Annotated in this window: 14 protein-coding genes and 1 pseudogene; 5 read left to right on the top strand and 10 right to left on the bottom strand. The window is 72.5% G+C overall.

Annotation, left to right across the window (positions count from 1 at the left end):
* Positions 1 to 177: 177 nt before the first annotated feature.
* Together ABZW11_RS20830 and ABZW11_RS20825 are read left to right on the top strand one after the other, a co-directional pair.
* Positions 178 to 2,499, top strand: coding sequence for a glycoside hydrolase family 3 N-terminal domain-containing protein (locus ABZW11_RS20830; RefSeq protein WP_355419387.1), 2,322 nt, complete (start codon positions 178 to 180; stop codon positions 2,497 to 2,499).
* A gap of 2 nt (positions 2,500 to 2,501) precedes the next feature.
* Positions 2,502 to 4,523 (top strand): beta-galactosidase, encoded by a 2,022-nt coding sequence (locus ABZW11_RS20825; protein ID WP_355419385.1) that lies wholly within the window; start codon positions 2,502 to 2,504, stop codon positions 4,521 to 4,523.
* On the opposite strand, the gene ABZW11_RS20820 is transcribed toward ABZW11_RS20825, so the two are convergent.
* The 4 genes and pseudogenes from ABZW11_RS20820 to ABZW11_RS20805 all read right to left on the bottom strand — a co-directional run.
* Entirely contained in the window at positions 4,520 to 5,383 is an 864-nt protein-coding gene (locus tag ABZW11_RS20820; RefSeq protein WP_355419383.1) for a TIGR02569 family protein, read from the bottom strand. The two genes, ABZW11_RS20825 and ABZW11_RS20820, sit on opposite strands and share 4 nt — an antisense overlap.
* Positions 5,380 to 6,330 (bottom strand): adenosine deaminase, encoded by a 951-nt coding sequence (gene add, locus ABZW11_RS20815; protein WP_355419381.1) that lies wholly within the window; start codon positions 6,328 to 6,330, stop codon positions 5,380 to 5,382. Before add ends, ABZW11_RS20820 begins: the two co-directional genes overlap by 4 nt.
* Before the next feature lie 53 nt (positions 6,331 to 6,383).
* Positions 6,384 to 7,151 carry a class I SAM-dependent methyltransferase gene (locus tag ABZW11_RS20810; RefSeq protein WP_355419379.1) on the bottom strand — a complete coding sequence of 256 codons (768 nt, stop codon included), beginning with the start codon at positions 7,149 to 7,151 and terminating at the stop codon, positions 6,384 to 6,386.
* A gap of 106 nt (positions 7,152 to 7,257) precedes the next feature.
* Positions 7,258 to 8,196: pseudogene (locus ABZW11_RS20805) on the bottom strand (RNA polymerase sigma factor); the annotation flags it as partial.
* Positions 8,197 to 8,356: 160 nt separating this feature from the next.
* Between ABZW11_RS20805 and ABZW11_RS20800 the strand changes: the two are divergent.
* On the top strand, positions 8,357 to 8,995 hold the full coding sequence (locus ABZW11_RS20800; protein WP_355419377.1) for a TetR/AcrR family transcriptional regulator: 639 nt from the start codon (positions 8,357 to 8,359) through the stop codon (positions 8,993 to 8,995).
* Positions 8,996 to 9,086: 91 nt separating this feature from the next.
* Here ABZW11_RS20800 and ABZW11_RS20795 read toward each other — a convergent pair whose 3' ends face one another.
* The 3 genes from ABZW11_RS20795 to ABZW11_RS20785 form a co-directional block, all read right to left on the bottom strand.
* Positions 9,087 to 9,410 carry a hypothetical protein gene (locus ABZW11_RS20795; RefSeq protein ID WP_345403895.1) on the bottom strand — a complete coding sequence of 108 codons (324 nt, stop codon included), beginning with the start codon at positions 9,408 to 9,410 and terminating at the stop codon, positions 9,087 to 9,089.
* A 102-nt stretch (positions 9,411 to 9,512) separates the two neighbouring features.
* Positions 9,513 to 10,976 carry a wax ester/triacylglycerol synthase family O-acyltransferase gene (locus ABZW11_RS20790; RefSeq protein ID WP_355419375.1) on the bottom strand — a complete coding sequence of 488 codons (1,464 nt, stop codon included), beginning with the start codon at positions 10,974 to 10,976 and terminating at the stop codon, positions 9,513 to 9,515.
* A 25-nt stretch (positions 10,977 to 11,001) separates the two neighbouring features.
* Positions 11,002 to 11,232: a hypothetical protein gene (locus ABZW11_RS20785; RefSeq protein WP_355419373.1), complete on the bottom strand. Its 231-nt coding sequence runs from the start codon at positions 11,230 to 11,232 to the stop codon at positions 11,002 to 11,004.
* A gap of 76 nt (positions 11,233 to 11,308) precedes the next feature.
* Between ABZW11_RS20785 and ABZW11_RS20780 the strand changes: the two genes are divergently transcribed.
* The gene (locus ABZW11_RS20780) at positions 11,309 to 12,487 is read left to right on the top strand and encodes a cysteine desulfurase-like protein (protein ID WP_355419371.1); all 1,179 of its coding nucleotides are present in this window, start codon (positions 11,309 to 11,311) and stop codon (positions 12,485 to 12,487) included.
* A gap of 88 nt (positions 12,488 to 12,575) precedes the next feature.
* Entirely contained in the window at positions 12,576 to 13,076 is a 501-nt protein-coding gene (locus ABZW11_RS20775) for a PadR family transcriptional regulator (protein WP_355419369.1), read from the top strand.
* A gap of 80 nt (positions 13,077 to 13,156) precedes the next feature.
* Here ABZW11_RS20775 and ABZW11_RS20770 read toward each other — a convergent pair whose 3' ends face one another.
* The 3 genes from ABZW11_RS20770 to ABZW11_RS20760 form a co-directional block, all read right to left on the bottom strand.
* Positions 13,157 to 14,572, bottom strand: a complete 1,416-nt coding sequence (locus ABZW11_RS20770; protein WP_355419367.1) for a HAMP domain-containing sensor histidine kinase — start codon at positions 14,570 to 14,572, stop codon at positions 13,157 to 13,159.
* A 71-nt stretch (positions 14,573 to 14,643) separates the two neighbouring features.
* A complete protein-coding gene (locus ABZW11_RS20765; protein ID WP_355419365.1) occupies positions 14,644 to 16,812 on the bottom strand; it encodes a SpoIIE family protein phosphatase in 2,169 nt (722 codons plus the stop codon).
* A gap of 150 nt (positions 16,813 to 16,962) precedes the next feature.
* Positions 16,963 to 17,118 carry a hypothetical protein gene (locus ABZW11_RS20760; RefSeq protein ID WP_355419363.1) on the bottom strand — a complete coding sequence of 52 codons (156 nt, stop codon included), beginning with the start codon at positions 17,116 to 17,118 and terminating at the stop codon, positions 16,963 to 16,965.
* Positions 17,119 to 17,324: the final 206 nt, after the last annotated feature.

The raw sequence follows: 17,324 nt of genomic DNA, 5'->3' as shown, positions 1-17,324 counted from the left end.
AACTTTCGGAAAACCGCCGGACCCAGGCGACCCGCTGACCAGGCGGGATTCCGCCATGTGAGCGGGTTATTGACAGGGCCGCGAGCCGGACCCTACCGTAACAGCTCGGCAATGTCACGAGAGTTTTTCGGTAAGTTGCCCAGAAAATTTCCGCAGCTAGGGAAGTCGCGAGGGGTCATGCCAGCACTTGTTGATCCGCCGGAGCCGGAGATCGCCCGCGAGCGGGCGCGGCGGGTCGAGGAACTACTCGCCGGCATGTCACTGCGGGAGAAACTCGCGCAGCTCGTCGGGGTGTGGCTGAACGTCAACAGGAAGAAGGGCGTGGTCGCGCCGCTGCAGGACTCGATGCAGGGCGAGGACCTCGGGTTCGAGGAGTTCGCCCGCGACGGCGTCGGCCACATCACCCGCCACTTCGGCACCACGCCGGTCGAGCCGGAGGCCGCGCGCAAGACGCTGGCCGAGCGGCAGCGGTGGCTGCGCGCGAACACGCGGCTCGGCATTCCGGCGATCGCGCACGAGGAGTGCCTGACGGGCCTGGCGGCGTGGCGGGCCACGACCTATCCGGCGCCGCCGGCGTGGGGCGCGTCCTTCCACCCGGAGCTGGTGGAGGAGATGGGCCGGGCCATCGGGTCCGGCATGCGGTCGCTCGGCGTGCACCAGGGGCTGGCCCCCGTCCTCGACGTGATCCGCGATCAGCGCTGGGGGCGGGTCGAGGAGTGCGTGTCGGAGGACCCGTACGAGGTGGCCACGGTGTGCGCGGCGTACGTACGCGGGCTGCAGTCCGCCGGCGTGATCGCCACGCTCAAGCACTTCGTCGGCTACTCCAACTCCCGCGCCGGCCGCAACCTGGCTCCCGTGCACGCGGGCGCCCGCGAGGTGGCCGACACGCTGCTGTTCCCGTTCGAGGTAGCGGTACGCGACGCCGGCGCCGGCTCGGTGATGAACTCCTACGCCGAGATCGACGGCATCCCGATCGCCGCCGACGACCACTACCTGACCGGCGTGCTGCGCGACACGTGGGGCTTCGACGGCACGGTCGTGGCCGACTACTTCGCGGTCGCGTTCCTGCACACCCTGCACGCCGTGGCCGAGGACGCCGGTGACGCCGCCGCGCAGGCGCTGACCGCGGGCATCGACATCGAGCTGCCGACCGGGGTGACGTACCTGGACCCGCTGCAGGAGGCGGTGACGGCGGGCCGCGTCGACGAGGCGCTGGTCGATCGGGCGCTGCGGCGGGTGCTGCGGCAGAAGGCCGAGCTCGGCCTGCTCGACGACGACTACGACCCGGAGCCGCAGGGCGAGGCGGACCTCGACGACCCCGTCTCGCGGGACGTCGCGCGCCGCCTGGCCGAGGAGTCGGTGGTGCTGCTGACCAACGACGGCGTGCTGCCGCTGGGCGACGCCGCGGGCCGCAAGGTCGCGGTCGTCGGGCCGAACGCGGACGAGGTGGCGGCGCTGTTCGGCTGCTACTCGTTCGTCAACCACGTGCTGCCGCACTTCCCCGACGCCGAGACCGGCATCAACGCGCCGACCCTGCTGGAGGCGCTGCGCGAGGAGCTGCCGCAGGCGCACATCACGACCGAGCGCGGCACGGGGGTGGACGACGGCGATCGCTCGGGGATCGCCGCCGCCGCCCGCCTGGCCGCCGAGTCCGACGTCGCGATCGTCGTGCTGGGCGACCGCTCGGGGCTGTTCGGGCGGGGCACCTCGGGCGAGGGCTGCGACGTGGAGTCGCTCGACCTGCCGGGCGCGCAGCAGGAGCTCGCCGACGCGGTGCTCGCGACCGGCACGCCGACCGTGGTGGTGCTGATGACCGGCCGCGCGTACGCGGTGCCGGGCATCGTCGAGCGCGCCGCGGCCGTCGTGCAGGCGTACTTCCCCGGTCAGGAGGGCGCGGGCGCGCTCGCGCGGGTGCTGAGCGGCGCGGTCAACCCGTCCGGGCGGCTGCCGATGAGCCTGCCGCGCGGCACGGCCGGCCAGCCGTACAGCTATCTGCACCCCAAGCTCGGCGGGGCGGGCTCGGTGAGCAACCTCGACCCGGCGCCGGTGCTGCCGTTCGGCCACGGGCTGAGCTACACGAGCTTCGGCTACTCCGCCTTCACCGCCGACGGCGAGGTGCCGGCCGGTGAGACGATCCGCTGCGCGGTGACGGTGACCAACACCGGCGACCGCGCAGGCGCCGAGGTCGTGCAGGTGTACGCCTCCGACCGGATCGCCTCGGTCACCCGGCCGCTGGCCCAGCTCGTCGGGTACGCCCGGGTCGAGCTAGCGCCGGGGCAGTCGGCGCAGGTGGAGTTCGCGGTGCCGGCCCGGCTGCTGTCGTTCACCGGCCGCGACGGGCGGCGCGTGGTCGAGCCCGGCGAGGTCGGCCTGTCCGTCCGCCGCTCGGTCACCGACGTGGTGGAGGAGCGCACGGTGCTGCTGACCGGCCCGGTCCACGCGTGCACCGGCGACGAGCCACGGCTGACCACCGTCGTCGTGATGGCCGAGGAGCGCTGAGCATGGATCGCATGGAAGCGTTCAGGCGGCGCGTCGGCGGTTTCGCCTTCGGCGGCGACTACAACCCCGAGCAGTGGGACCGCACGGTGTGGAAGGAGGACGTCCGGCTCATGCGGCAGGCCGGCGTCAACACCGTCAGCCTGGGCGTCTTCGCGTGGGCGGCGCTGGAGCCCGAGCCCGGCAGGTACGAGTTCGGCTGGCTCGACGAGGTCATGGACCTCCTGCACGACAACGGCATCAGCGTCAACCTGGCCACGCCCACGGCGGCGCCGCCCGTCTGGCTCACCCACCTGCACCCCGAGGTGTTCCCGATCAGGGAGGACGGCCAGCCGTTCGGCTTCGGCAACCGGCTGCACTACGACCCTTCGTCGCCGATCTACCGTGAGTACGCCGCGCGGATCACGACCAAGCTGGCCGAGCGCTACTCCTTCCACCCGGCGCTGGCGATGTGGCACATCAGCAACGAGTACGGGCCCACGTCGTACGGCGAGGCCGCCTCGGTGAACTTCCGCCACTGGCTGCGCCGCAAGTACGGCACCCTCGACGCGCTCAACGAGGCGTGGACCACCCGCTTCTGGGGCCAGGTCTACACCGACTGGGAGCAGGTCGACGTGCCGCACATCCCCCGTACGTGGATGAACCCCACCCGCCGCCTCGACTTCAAGCGCTTCACCTCCGACGCGCTGCTGGAGTGCTACATCGCCGAGCGGGACATCGTGCGCTCCTTCCGCGACGACATCCCGGTCATGACGAACTTCATGCGCTTCTTCCGTCACGCCGACTACTGGAAGTGGGCGCGGGAGGAGGACGCCGCGGCGCTCGACATCTACCCCAACCCGGCCGAGGCGGACTCGCACGTGTCGGCGGCGTTCAACTACGACCTGTTCCGCTCGCTCAAGGGCGGGCAGCCGTGGATGCTGATGGAGCAGGCGGCCAGCGCGGTCAGCCAGTGGAAGCTCAACATCGTCAAGGAGCCTGGACGCATGCGGCTCGGCTCGCTGCAGGCCGTCTCGCGGGCCGCCGACTCGGTGATGTACTTCCAGTGGCGGGCCAGCAGGGGCGGGCAGGAGCGCTTCCACTCGGCGATGCTGCCCCACTCGGGGCCCGAGTCGCGGACGTTCAAGGAGGTCACCGATCTCGGGCGGGAGATGAAGCTGCTCGCGCCCGTCGCCGGCACCCGCTCGTCGGCCGACATCGCGATCCTGTTCGACTGGGACGGCTGGTGGGGCCTTGAGGAGGTCTTCGGCCTGCCGCGCAACGACTGGAGCTACACCGACACGGTGATGCGGCACTACACGCCGCTGTGGGAGCGGCACCACGCGGTGGACGTGGTGTCGGCGTCGTCCTCGCTGGACGGCTACAAGGTGCTGGTGGTGCCGAACGCGTACCTGATCGACGACGCGGGCGCGGCCCGCATCGAGGCGTTCGCGCGCGACGGCGGCACCGTCGTCATGTCGTTCTTCTCCGGGGTCGTGGACGCCGACAACCGGGTCAGGCCGGACGGCTACCCGGGGGCGTTCCGGCGGCTCATCGGCGCGAAGATCGACGAGTACTGGCCGGCGCGCCCCGACGAGTCGTTCACCGTCGAGTTCGCCGACGGCCGGCGGGCCACCTCCACCTGGTGGCGCGACGACCTGCACCTGGAGAGCGGCACGGCGCTGGCCACGTACGCCGACGGGCTGCTCGCGGGGCGGGCGGCCGTGGTCGAGAACCGGTTCGGGTCCGGGCGGGTGGTCTACTTCGCGACGCTGCTGGAGCGGGAGGCGTTCGACGAGACGGTGGCGCGGGTCGTCGCCGAGTCGGGCGTGCGCTCCCGCTTCGAGGGCGTGCCCGCGCACGTGGAGTGCTCGGTACGCGGGGACGCCTCGCACGAGTACGTGTTCCTGCTCAACCACAGCGCCGAGTCGGACGCGTCCGTGCCCGTGGGAGGTGAGGGCACAGACCTGCTGACCGGGCGGCCGGTGTCCGGCGAGGTGTCCCTGGCCCCGCTGGGAGCGGCGGTCGTCCAGCTCTCCCGCGGCTAGGACCGCCGGGCGTAGGTGACGGCGAGGTCCAGGACCGGGTGGTACGCGGCCACCCGGTCCTGGGTCCAGCCGTCCTCGCCCAGGGTGAGGTCGTCGGTGACGATGCGGTAGATGAGCGCCCTGACCAGGAGCTGCCCCCACTGCGGCAGGTGGGCCCAGCGGGCGGCCAGGCCGGGGGTGGCGCCGTACCAGCACAGGGCGTCGGCGACCGCGACGGCCGACGCCCACGGGGCGGGCCGCCAGTAGACCGGCCAGTCGATGATCGCGGGTGGCAGGCCGGGGGCGAACAGCACGTTGCCCGGCAGGTCGCCGTGCACCACCTGGGACGGCAGCCCGACCGGGCGGCGGGCCCGGACAAGCGGCGCGAGCAGGCCGGCCGCGTCCGAGGTCACCGGTCGTTCCTCCCATGCCACCCGGTCCCCGGACGCCCAGGGGTCGTCGCGGGCGTCGAGGAAGCCGGGCCTCGGCAGGTGCGCGATCGCCGCGTGGAACGCCGCACCGGCCCGCAGCACGTCGTCCTGCCTGCGCATGTCCGGCTCCCCCGCCACCAGCCGCGCCGCCTCCCACCCGTCCACCACCCATACGCCGCCCGCCCGGACGGGGCGGGCGAGCCGGAACTCCGGCGACTCGGGCAGGGACGCCAGCACCTCGGCCCGCCAGAGCGTCTCCGGCAGGAACGCCACCCGCTTGAGCACCACGGGCCCCGCCCGCCACGCTCCACCCAGCCACACCGGCTTCCCCACCCCGCCGAACGCGGCCACCACCTCGCCGCACGGCGCCTCCCCGCCCTCCGGAGAGGCCGCGCCCTGAGGCGAGGGGCCGGGGCCGGTGGGGGCCGAGGTGTCGTGGTCGCTGGTCATGCGGGCTGCTCCAGCCAGGCGTCGACGCCGGACCGGAGGGCCGACTTGAGGGGGTCGGGGGCGAAGGAGGCGTCGATGCCGGCGCGGGCCAGGCCGGCGAGGTCGGCGTCGGTGAACCCGTGGACGTCGCGCAGGCGGGCGTACTCGTCGGCCAGCGCCGTCTCCCCATCCGTGTTGACGGTGACGGCGAGCCCGGCGGCGCGCAGCCGGGGCAGCGGGTGGTCGGCCAGCGACGGCACGAGCCCGAGCAGCACGTTGGAGGTGGGGCACACCTCCAGCGGGATGCCGCGCTCGCGTACCTCCGCCACCAGCAGGTCGTCGTCGAGCAGCCGGATCCCGTGCCCGAGCCGCTCGGCGTGCCCCACGTCGAGCGCCTCACGGATGCTGGCCGCCCCCGCCGACTCCCCCGCGTGGTGCACGAGGTGCAGCCCGGCCTGCCTGGCCTCGTCCAGCACGCCGGCGAACGGGGCGAGCGGGTGGCTCTCGTCGCCGGCCAGCCCGATGCCGATCACCTCGTCGTGCCGCAGCGCCAGCTCGTACGTCCGCCGCAGCCGCTCGACGGGCCGCCGCCTGGAGTGGTCGAGCAGCACCCGGCACTCGATGCCGTAACGGGCCCGCCCCTCGGCCAGCCCGTCGACCACGGCCTGCAACGGCATCTCGGGCTGCCCCACCCGCTCGCCGTGGGCGGCGGCGGTGAACGTCACCTCGGCGTAGCGGGTGCCCTGGGCGGCCTCGTCGGCGCAGAACTCCAGCGCGACCCGGCGGAAGTGATCGGCCGTGCGGAGCAGCCCCCGCACCTGGGCCCGCTGGTCGGCGAACTCCCTGAAGGTGCGGAACACCCCCTCGGGCGCGGGCTCGCCACCCAGCTCGCGCACGGTCTCGGGACGGACGGTGCTCTCGAGGTGCACGTGCAGGTGGGCTTTGGGCAGGGCGCGAAGATCTCTCACGTGCCCCCACGATAGACAGTCGCGGGCACCGGCCGCACCGCATTATCGCCAGGTCAGACGGCCGGTCGCTTGGTCAGGCGCATCTTCGACTGCTTGTGCGGCGAGCGTTCCCAGTCCTCCATGAACGTGGCGGTGAAACCGTAGGAGGCGGCCAGGGCGGCCAGCGTCTCGGTGCGGTAGTAGAAGTCCTCGCGCAGCACGTGGTGCTCCTTGCCCTCAGTGCGGTCGAAGGTGAAGTCGAACCACCCGCCCGGCTTCATCACCCGTCCCACGTGGGCGAAGCACTCCTCGATGACGTGCAGCGGCGAGTGCGAGAACACGCTGTGGGCGTGCACCACGTCGAAGTGCGCGTCGGGCAGGAACGCGAAGCGCAGGTCGCGTACGGGGGTCAGGTGGGGCAGCTTGTCGGCCAGCCCGTGCCGGACGAGGGTGTCCTGGGCGGCCATGAGGATGTCGGGCGAGATGTCGATGCCGTAGTAGTTGCCGGTGTGCAGGTAGTCGATGAACAGGTGGCCGGCCCGCAGGTTGCCGCAGCCGATCTCCAGCATCCGGCACTCGGGCTTGAGCCCGTGCTCGACGAGGTAGTCGAACTGCATGCGGCCGAGCGCCAGCCAGCGCTTGTGGGTGTGGGAGCCTACGGCGCCCTCGGGGTCGCGGGCGGTGTCGGAGCGCATGACGGCCCTGTAGTAGGCGACGTGGTCCCGCGTACGCAGCCTGAACCACGTGTCGCGGGCCAATCGCCGCAGATGGGGCACGATCTTGTGCGGATGCTTGATCGCGTACGTCGCCTGGTGGACGAGGCTCGAACGGGAGCGTTTCACGCTTCGAAATGTAGGCCGACGGCCCCTGCCCTCATAGGGCTGTGGCGACACTCTTGATGAGCCTTTGGCGCAGCCTTTCTCCGCGGCCCGGCCGTGGGGCGCCGGCTCAGCTCAGGTAGTCGCGCAGGGCCAGGGAGCGGGACGGGTGGCGGAGCTTCGACATGGTCTTGGCCTCGATCTGGCGGATGCGCTCGCGGGTGACGCCGTAGACGCGGCCGATCTCGTCGAGCGTCATCGGCTTGCCGTCGTTGAGGCCGTAGCGCATGCTGATCACCCCGGCCTCGCGCTCGGAGAGCTGGTCGAGCAGGGCGCGCAGCTGCTGCTGGAGCAGCGTGAACGAGACCGCGTCGGCCGGCGAGACGGCCTCGGTGTCCTCGATGAGGTCGCCGAACTCGCTGTCGCCCTCCTCGCCGAGCGGCGTGTGCAGGGAGATGGGCTCGCGGCCGTAGCCCTGGATCTCGATGACGCGGTCGACCTCGAGCTCGCACTCCTGGGCGATCTCCTCGGGCGTGGGCTCGCGGCCGAGGTCGGTCTGCAGGCGGCGCTGCACCCGCGCGACCTTGTTGATCAGCTCGACCATGTGGACGGGGATGCGGATCGTGCGGGCCTGGTCGGCCATCGCCCGGGTGATCGCCTGCTTGATCCACCACGTGGCGTACGTGGAGAACTTGAAGCCCAGCCGGTAGTCGAACTTCTCGATCGTCCTGATCAGGCCCAGGTTGCCCTCCTGGATGAGGTCGAGGAAGAGCATGCCGCGGCCGGTGTAGCGCTTGGCGATGGAGACCACCAGGCGCAGGTTGGCCTCCAGCATGCGCTGCTTGGCCCGCGTGCCGTCCTCGGCGATCCATTCCAGGTCGGCCCGCAGGTCGTCGGGCAGGCCCGGCTCGGTGTCGAGCCGTTCCCTGGCGAACAGCCCGGCCTCGATCCGCTTGGCCAGCTCGATCTCCTGCTCGGCGGTGAGCAGCGGCACGCGGCCGATCTCCTTGAGATAGGCCTTGACCGAGTCGGCGCCGACGGTGGTGACACCCTCGGCGGTGCTGTCGTCGAGTTCGAGAACCTCTGCTGCTTGGGACAAAACCTTCTCCTCGCTCACGTACGGCACGAACGGCGTCCTAAACTTAGGTCACGCCTAACATTAGGCTCCCCCGATAGAAGAGTCAACCTAAAATAAGGTCGAACCTAAGTTTTTGTGTAAGACTGGAGCTATGAGCATCGACACCTTGGGCTTGAGGGAACAGAAGAAGCGAGAGACCAGGCAGGCCATCTCTGACCACGCTACCCAACTGTTCCTGGAACGTGGCTTCGACCGCACGACGATCGCCGACATCGCGGCCGCCGCGCGGGTCGCGAAGATGACCGTGACCAACTATTTTCCCCGCAAGGAGGACCTGGCGCTCGACCACCACGAGGAGTTCGTGGCGGGCCCGGCCGCGACCCTCGCTCGCCGGCCCGAGGGTGAGCCCGCGCTGGGGGCGATGCGGCGGGAGTACATGGCCGCGCTCGAGCGCCACGACCCGGTGATCGGCTTCACCGGGCCCGCGTTCGCCCGCATGATCGCCGAGAGCCCGACCCTTTTCGCGCGCCTGCGCGAGCTGCACGACCTCAGGGAAGAGGCCCTCGCCGAGCGCCTCACCGCCGAGACGCCTGACGACCCGATCGGCGCGCGCGCGATCGCGGCCCAGCTCGCCGCCGCCGACCGCCTGCTCTTCCGCGAGCTGCAGTCCCGCATGCTGACCGCCCCGGACGGCGACCCGCTCGACGGCATCGCCACCGAACTCGCGGAAATAGCCCACCGCGTCTTCGACCTCCTGGAACCCTCGCTCGGCACCGCGGCCATCCGCTGACCACCCCGCGCGGGGCGGTGTGTGGGTGGCCTGAGGACGGGGGCTGCTCGGGCAGCGGCAGTGCGCGGGCCGCCCCTCGCGCCACGGCCGGTCAGCCGGCCAGCTCTTCGCCGTAGGCGGCGGCTTCGCCGAGGAGGTGGCGCCAGGTTTCCTCATCGGGCTGGGCGAGGCCGACCCACTCGCGCATGCGGCGGCCGCCCATGCGCATCTCCTCCGCCGTGCCGTCCTCGACCAGGGCGGCCGCCCGCGGAGCCGGCAGCTTGACCACCACCCGCCCTCGTGATCTGGCGTAGAAGGCGTAGACGCGTCCCCTCACCTGCAGCCCCTCGGAGTTGAACATGCGTCCCATCCGCACCCCCGGCCGGGCGAGGTGTTCGGAGACGAGGTCCTCGTAGAGCTCCTCGGCGGTGGCCATGCGATCTCCCCTTCGTATGGGCGCCGGCCGGCCCCGGCCGTGTGCACGCCGAGGTCCAAGATTTCACATGCCGCCGACAAAAGCCCGCACAGGCCGGGGCTTTCAGTGCGGCAGGCCGGACTCGGCCGCGCGCAGCTCCCGCAGGGCCGCGCGCAGGTCGGTGACCAGCTCCCAGGCGTCGGGCACCATCTCCCTGTCGGTGACGACGCCGACGTCCAGCGAGCCGTCGTAGGAGAAGGCGGTGATGTTGACGCCGCCGCTGACGTCGGTGATCACCGAGACGGGGTAGTGGGCGAGCAGCCGGACGCCGCACACGTACAGGGGGAACTGGGGCCCTGGCACGTTGGAGACGATCAGGTTGATCGGCGGCGCGGCCTGTCCGACCAGGTCGAACGCCGAGCGTGAGGCGAGCCCCATGAGCGCGGCCGGCATCGACTCGCTGAACTCGCGCAGCCATCGCGCGGACACCGGCGCGAAACGGTCCTTGATGCGCTGCATGGAATGCCGCACGTGGTACAGCCGCTCCACCGGGTCGGCGAGGTGCACGGCCAGCGGCGCGGTCATGATGGCGACCTGGTTGCCCGCCTCCCCGCCCGCCCCGCCGCCTTCCCCGCCGCCCTCCTCCGGGCGCACCGAGAACGGCACCCCGGCCACCAGCGGCCGGCCCGGCACACCGCCGTGAGCGGCCAGCCACCGCCGCAGCGCCCCCGCGCACACGGCCATGACGACGTCGTTGACCGTGACCCCGAACGCCTTGCGCACCTGCTTGACCTCGTCCAGCGGCAGCGAGACGAAGGCGAAGCGGCGGTGCGCGGAGACGGGACCGCTGAACGGCGTGCGCGGCGGGGGCAGCGGGGGCAGCGCGGGAAGATCGGGCGCCTGGCCCGCACCGGCCAGGCGGCGGGCGACGGCGGAGACGGCGCCGGCACCGGGCAACTGCGACAGGACGGGGATCTCGTCGAGGTGCGGAACGGCCTGGGCGGCGAAGCGTACGGCGTGGGCGGGGTTGGCGGCCAGGCGGGCCAGGCCGCGCGCCACCATCTCGGCGGTGCCGGGCGGCGGCGCGTCGTGCTCGGGCTCGTCGCGGGGCGGCGGCGCGGGCTCGGGGCCGACGTCGAGCAGGGCGGCCAGCACGTCGGCGCCGCCGATGCCGTCCACCGCCGCGTGGTGGATCTTGGTGTAGAGGGCTGTGCGGCCGCCGGGCAGGCCGTGGATCAGGTAGATCTCCCACAGCGGGCGGTTCCTGTCGAGGCGGCGGGCGTGCAGGCGGGCGACCTGCTCGGCGAGCTGCCGGTCGTGGCCGGGCGGGGGCAGGCCGATCTCGCGTACGTGGTAGTCGAGGTCGAGGTCGTCCTCCTGCCGCCAGTACGGGTGGTCGAGCCCCAGCGGCACGGCGGCGAGCCTGCGCCGCAGGGCGGGCACGTACGGCAGCCGCCGTTCGAGCAGATCCTGCAGGTCGGCGCGGTGCAGGTGGCCGTCGAGCACGGCGAGCCCGGCGATGTTGGCGACGTTGGTGGCGGTCTCGAAGTGGAGGAACTGCGCGTCCAGGGCGGAAAGCTGCGGCATCGTCACACCTCCGCCCCGAACGCAATCACTGTGCGCCGGTCACTTCAAGAGCGGTCGTCGTCGCGTCCGGCTCGGCGAAGGCCGGCAGCCGGAGCCCTTCCTCCTTCACCTGCCCCAGGTCGGTGGCCACGAACGGGCTGACGAGCAGCTCGGCCTTCTTGCCCGAGCGTTCGCTCTGCCACCCCCCGACGTACGGCGGGCGCGGCTCCTGCGCCTGCAAGGCCCACCAGCCGGTGCACGACGTCGGCCACGTCACCCTCGTGACGGGACAAAAGATGCCGGCGAGTCAGTGTGGCACGGTTGAGGTCGCGCAGGGTGAGCATCTACATATCATGCCCTTCCCCATCAAAGAGGTACGCGCCGCGTACCCTGCTCTCTCCGACGGTCACGCCTATCTCGACGGCGCCGCCGGCACCCAGGTCCCTCAGTCCGTGATCGACGCCATCGCCACCGCCTACCGGACGGGGATCGGCAACGTGGGCGGCACGTTCCCGGCCAGTCACCGCTCCGACGCGATCGTGGCCGCCTGCCGTGCCGCCGTCGCCGACCTGGTGGGCGGCCGGCCGGACGGCGTCATCCTCGGCCCCAACATGACGACGCTCACCTATCGCCTGTCCAGGGCGATCGCGGGGCCGGGCGACGAGGTGGTGGTCTCGCGGCTCGACCACGACGCCAACGTCCGGCCGTGGACGCAGACCGGCGCCACCGTACGGTGGGCCGAGGTCGATCCGGTCACCGGGGAGCTGCCGGTCGAGCAGTACGCCGACCTGATCAACGAGCGGACCAGGGTGGTCGCGGTCAGCGCGGCGAGCAACATCCTCGGCACCCGTCCCGACGTGGCCGCCATCGCCGAGCCGGCGCACCGGGCCGGGGCGCTGGTGTACGTGGACGGCGTGCACGCCACCCCGCACGGGCCGGTGGACATGGGGGCGATGGGCGCCGACTTCTACGCGACGAGCGCGTACAAGTGGGGCGGGCCGCACATCGGCGCGGTCGTCGCCGATCCCGGGCTGCTGGAGACGCTGCGTCCTGACAAGCTGACGCCCTCGCCCGACACGGTGCCGCAGCGGTTCGAGACGGGCACGGCGGCCTTCGCCGACCTGGACGGCGTGACGGCCGCCGTGGACCACCTGGCCGCGATGGTGCCCGGCGCCGGCAGCCGCCGCGAACGCCTGCTCGCCTCCATGGCCGCGGCCGAGGAGCACGAGCTGGGGCTGTTCGCGGAGCTGGTGGCGGAGCTGGAGTCGATGCCGCACGTGACGCTGTACGGCAAGCCCGCCCGGCGCACCGCGACGGCCTACTTCAACGTGGCCGGGCACGAGCCGCGCCAGGTCGCCGAGCATCTGGCGAAGCTTGGGGTCAACGTGTGGAGCGGGCACAGCTACGCCTGGGAGCTGACCGGGGCGCTGGGCATCCGCGACTCGGGCGGCGCGGTGCGGGCGGGCCTGGTGCACTACAACGACCGTACGGACGTGGAACGCCTCCTCGACGGCCTGACCCGCCTCCGCTGACCGATGCTCAGCCCTTGTGGCGGTCCGGGAACGTGACGATGCGGTCGAGGACCGCGGCGCCGTGCGGGCTGCTGAACAGGGCGGAGGCGTGCAGGCTCTCCCCCGGGATCACCATGGTCTCGCTGGCGGCCGCCTTCGTGGCGGCGGCCTGGGCGGCGGCGAGGTCGTCCGCGCCGCCGAGCTGCAGAAGCTCAGGGCCGCCGGGCTCGTCGCGTACGAGTCGGAGCACGGGCCGGGCCCGCAGGACAAGAAGGTCTACCATCTGACGCCCGAGGGCCGGCGGGCGCTGCGCGGGTGGGTCACCGAGCCGCCGCGCGAGCGGCCGGAGCGGGACGAGCTGGTGCTGAAGGCGTACGCGTCGTGGCTGGCCGAGCCGGGGATGGTGCGGCGGATGTTCGCCGAGCAGCGGGCCGCGCACGAGGAGCGGCTGGCCGAGTACGAGCGCCACGAGGCCTCCTTCGGCGGCCCGCCCGCCCTCGGCGACCCGCGCTTCGGCAACTACGCGACCCTGCTGTGCGGCCTCGGCTACGAACGGCACCGCATCGAGTGGTGCCGCTGGATGCTCTCCCGCCTCGACGAGGACGCGTGACCCGCTCATCCGGGGGCTCGGTGGGTAGGGGTCACAGCGAGGGCCGGTGGAAACGGGCGCGGCCCTCACGGCGACGACGGTCAGGCGGGGCCGATGGCGGGGCTGATGGCGGGGAGGTCGTCGCAGGCCGGGAGGCGGACGACGAAGCGGGCGCCGGACGGGCAGTCCTCGACCGTCAGCGTGCCCCCGTGCGCGATGCACGTCTCCCGGCTGACCGCCAGGCCGAGCCCGCTGCCGCCGGGGTCGAGCCGCTGCCCCTCGGCCAGCCGGACGAACGGCTGGAAGACCCGCTCGCGGTCGCCGGGCGCGATGCCCTTGCCGTCGTCCTGCACGACCAGCACGGCGTGCCCGTTCCGGCGGGCGATGGAGACGTCGATCCTGGACTGGGCGTGCCGGCGCGCGTTGGCGAGGAGGTTGTCGAGCACGCGCGAGAGCTGCACGCGTGAGCCGAGCACGACAGGACGCCCGGCCCGGTGCAGCTGGATGCGGGTGCCGGTGCGCGGCTGGGCCGCCAGCTCCTCCTCCACCAGCGCGGTGAGGTCGATCGGCTGGTGCGCGACCGGCCCCGCGTCCTTGACCTTGGTGTAGGCGAGCAGGTCGTCGATGATCGCCTGGAGACGCTCGGTGGTGCGCAGCGTCAGCCGCAGCGCGGAGCGCGAGTCCACCTCGTCGGGATACATGAGGGCCTCCTCCAGCTGCACGTGCAGGCCGGCGACCGGAGCGCGCAGCTCGTGGGAGACCAGGGAGGCGAAGCGGCGCTGCGCGGTCACCGCCTTCTCCAGCCGGTCGAGGTAGAGGTTGGAGGTGCGGGCGAACCTGGCGATCTCGTCGTCGCCAGGCGGGGTCGGGACGCGCAGGCTGAGGTCGGTGGCGGTGGCCTCGCGCATGGTGTCGCTGATCTTGCGCACGGGGCAGAGCATGCGGCCGACGACCACCCAGGTGACCCAGGCCGCGGCGGCGGAGGCGATCAGCGCCGCGGCCGCGAAGCCGATCGACATGTACGGCATGGTCAGCGCGGGCGGGAGGACCTCGCCGGCGATGATGTAGTGCTCCTCGCCGCCGAACAACGTCTGGGCCACCGGCCCGTCGAACCGCAGCACCGCCACCATGAGGCACGGGCTCTGCTCGGGGCAGGTCACGACGTCCTCGAGGCGCTCGCCGAGTGCGGGCCGTACGTCGGTCAGCGGCGGCACTTGCGACCCTGCGTCGTTGGCCGCCACCACCCGCCCCTCCTGGTCCACGAGCTGCATGTAGTCGGTGCGCAGCTGTGGCTGGGGCGGCGGATAGACGCCCGGCGCCATCTGGTTCACCCAGCCCAGGATGTCCTGGCGCAGGCCCTCTTCGAGGTCCTTGACGATGCTGTTGCGGATGCCGAGGACGGCGAGCGTGGCGACGATCGACAGGACGACGAGGAACAGCGCACCGACCCAGCAGGTGTAGCGCGCGCGGATCGACCGCAGGAACGGCCGTCGCCGTCCCGCTCGGCTCAGCCCCATGCCACCACCTCCTCGAGTGGCCGCGATCGTCCGGCCCGGACCCGGGCGAATCCTTCGCTACGCTCCCTCCGTCATGGCCTCGGCAGGTGTTCGAGCAGCAGCAGCGCGATGTCGTCGCCGCGCTGCTCGGCGGCGGGCGCCTGGTCGAGCATGGCCTCGCCCAGGCTGTGCAGCGGTTGCGGGCCCGCCTTGGTCAGGTGGGCGGCCAGGCGGGCGATGGCGTCGCCGAGGTAGACGCCGGGCGCCTCGATGAGGCCGTCGGTGTAGAGGGCGAGCACGGCGCCGGGCGAGAACGGCACCTGCATCGTCGGATACTCCGCGTCGGGGTCGATGCCGAGCAGCGGTCCGGGCGGCACGTCCACCGGCTCCGCGACGCCGCCGGGTGCGCGCAGCAGGGGCGGCAGGTGCCCGGCGTTGGCCACGGAGAAGGCGCGCAGCCGCAGGTCGAGGTGGAGCAGCAGGCAGCTCGTGAACAGGTCGGTGTCCAGGTCGAGCAGCAGCCGGTTGGCGTTGCGCAGCACCGTGCCGGGGTCGGCGTCGGGGTCGGTGGCGGTGGCGTGGATGGCGGTGCGCACCTGCCCCATGAGGGCGGCGGCGGCCAGGTTGTGGCCCTGCACGTCGCCGATGACCGCCACGGCGGCGTGGTCGTGCAGGCGGATGAGGTCGTAGAAGTCGCCGCCGATGCCGACACCGCGGGTGGCGGGCACGTAGCGGGCGGCCGTCTCCAGGCCGTCGATCTCGGGCAGGCGGTGCGGCAGCAGGCTGGTCTGCAGGCAGTGGGCGGCGTTGTCCTTGGCCTCGTACAGCAGGGCCCGGTCGAGCGCCTGCGCCATCATGCCGGACAGCGAGGTGAGCGTGGCCCGTTCCGAGCAGGTGAAGGGGTGTGGCTGCTCGAAGGCCACCACGCAGGTGCCGGCCGCCCTGTCGGACAGCGACAGCGGCAGGAACGCCCACGCCTGCATGTCGTCGGCGTCCAGCGCGGGCTGGTAGAGCCCGCCCATCTCCTCCCGGTCGCTGTAGAACCTGGCCTCGCCGGTCCGCGCGACCTGGCCGGTCATCGTACGGGAGTCCACCGGCAGCCCGTTGAGCCGCTCGAGGAACGTGCTGCTGAACCCGTGCGAGCCCAGCGCCCGCAGCCTGCCGCCCTCGGCGAGGAAGACCGCCATGGAGTGGACGCCGCAGGCGGCCATCATGTGGTCGCTGACCAGCTCCACGACCTGGCGTACGGTGAGCGCCCTGGTCAGGGTGGCGGCCAGGTGCAGGAGCTCGTGCAGGTGGTGCGGCTGCGGGTGCGCCGAGCCGTCGCCGAGCGCCGTCTGGCCGATGGTCATGAGGTGCAGGCTGACGCCCGAGGGGTCGGGGTGCAGGCGGGCCTCGACGGTGGTCCCGCCCGAGGTGCCGAGCCGGCAGGAGGTGGGCTGCTGGCCGACCACGGCGTGCCTGAAGCGCTCCTTGAAGGTGGGGCCGCGCAGCCAGTCCACCGCCTCCCAGACCACGCGGCCGAGCAGCGCGGTGGGTGCGCCGCCGAGCAGCGCGGCGGCCGGGTCGTTGAGGTAGGTGATGTGGCCGTTCAGGTCGAGCGAGACGCAGCCGTCGCGCAGCCGGTCGGCGAAGCCGAAGGCGGCGAGCGAGCGCCCCACGTCGGACGGAGGCGGCGGAAGGGGGGTCAGCGTGCGGGGCTGCGGGGTGACGGGGGGCCGCTGCCCGTCCTCCGCCGTCTCGGCGAGCAGCTCCTGCATGCGGCGGGTGGCCTCGTCGACCACCCCGAGCTCGTACGCCCCCAGCCGCGGCGCCTGCGACGACGACCACATGAGCACCCAGGACCCGGCGACCCGGCCGCCGACCCTGAGCGGCGTGGCCAGCACGGAGAAGTGGTACGGCACGAGGAAGGCCATGGCGGGGAAGCGTCGGGCCAGCTCCTCCAGGTCGGGCACCCAGACGCGCTCGCCCTTGCGGACGGCGACGGTCGCGGGGACGCCCGCCTCGGCCCGCAGCCGGCCCCACTGCCCGATCATCGGGCCTGGCAGTCCGAGCTGGGCCTGCATGAGGAGCACCTCGTCGTCGGCGTCCAGCAGATAGAGCACGCCGATGTGGGCGCCGGTCGCGCGCGCCGCGCGAACGAGCGTCTCGTCCACTGCCGAGGTGGCCAGGGGCCCGGCCGGCCGGAGCCGGTGAGACGCGCTGAGCCACTCGGTCCCGCGCGACAGCATCGGCTCCTCACGCCTCCCTACGCGAGCCATACGGTCACGGTATCTACCGCTTTGTCCCGATAGGGGATTGCTTGTCGTAATCTGACCGCTTTCCGGGGTGCGGATGGCGGTCTCCAAACCCTCCCATGGCGTGCTCGCCCGCCGTCGCGGCGGACGGGTCCCGTACCCCCTGCCGGGCCGCTACTCCGCGAGACTTCCGCAGGTAAAGCCCTTCTCCCGGTCGGGCGAGAACATCTGCGCCTCGGTGAGGATCGTGCCCAGCAGCCGGCCGAGCAGCACGGACTGGTCGATGCCGGCCTGCTCGGGGGTGATGCCGTACATGCCCTGGTAGCCCATGGAGAGCAGCGCGTACAGCGTGACGCCGAACGGGACGACGACGGAGCCGACCTTCTCCAGCAGGTTTCCCCGCGCCGAGAGAACGTGCCGCCGGTGGCGGTCGTCACAGTCCGGTGGGGGGGGGGTGCGGGCCCCCCCCGGGGGAACTGGCGGGGTGGATTGGCAAAGTTTGGGGGGGTGAGGGCGGGGTGTGGGAGGGGAAAGCG

Source organism: Nonomuraea sp. NPDC004580 (assembly GCF_040609855.1).
Classification (GTDB): domain Bacteria; phylum Actinomycetota; class Actinomycetes; order Streptosporangiales; family Streptosporangiaceae; genus Nonomuraea; species Nonomuraea salmonea.
Note: the sequence above shows the minus strand (reverse complement) of the source record. Positions and strands in the feature narration are given on the sequence as shown.

Bases quoted from the DNA above. Each gene is read 5' to 3' on its own strand.
- ABZW11_RS20830 (WP_355419387.1), top strand. From the start codon at position 178: ATGCCAGCACTTGTTGATCCGCCGGAGCCGGAGATCGCCCGCGAGCGG.
- ABZW11_RS20825 (WP_355419385.1), top strand. From the start codon at position 2,502: ATGGATCGCATGGAAGCGTTCAGGCGGCGCGTCGGCGGTTTCGCCTTC.
- ABZW11_RS20820 (WP_355419383.1), bottom strand. From the start codon at position 5,383: ATGACCAGCGACCACGACACCTCGGCCCCCACCGGCCCCGGCCCCTCG.
- ABZW11_RS20800 (WP_355419377.1), top strand. From the start codon at position 8,357: ATGAGCATCGACACCTTGGGCTTGAGGGAACAGAAGAAGCGAGAGACC.
- ABZW11_RS20795 (WP_345403895.1), bottom strand. From the start codon at position 9,410: ATGGCCACCGCCGAGGAGCTCTACGAGGACCTCGTCTCCGAACACCTC.
- ABZW11_RS20790 (WP_355419375.1), bottom strand. From the start codon at position 10,976: ATGCCGCAGCTTTCCGCCCTGGACGCGCAGTTCCTCCACTTCGAGACC.
- ABZW11_RS20780 (WP_355419371.1), top strand. From the start codon at position 11,309: ATGCCCTTCCCCATCAAAGAGGTACGCGCCGCGTACCCTGCTCTCTCC.
- ABZW11_RS20770 (WP_355419367.1), bottom strand. From the start codon at position 14,572: ATGGGGCTGAGCCGAGCGGGACGGCGACGGCCGTTCCTGCGGTCGATC.
- ABZW11_RS20765 (WP_355419365.1), bottom strand. From the start codon at position 16,812: ATGGCTCGCGTAGGGAGGCGTGAGGAGCCGATGCTGTCGCGCGGGACC.
- ABZW11_RS20760 (WP_355419363.1), bottom strand. From the start codon at position 17,118: ATGGGCTACCAGGGCATGTACGGCATCACCCCCGAGCAGGCCGGCATC.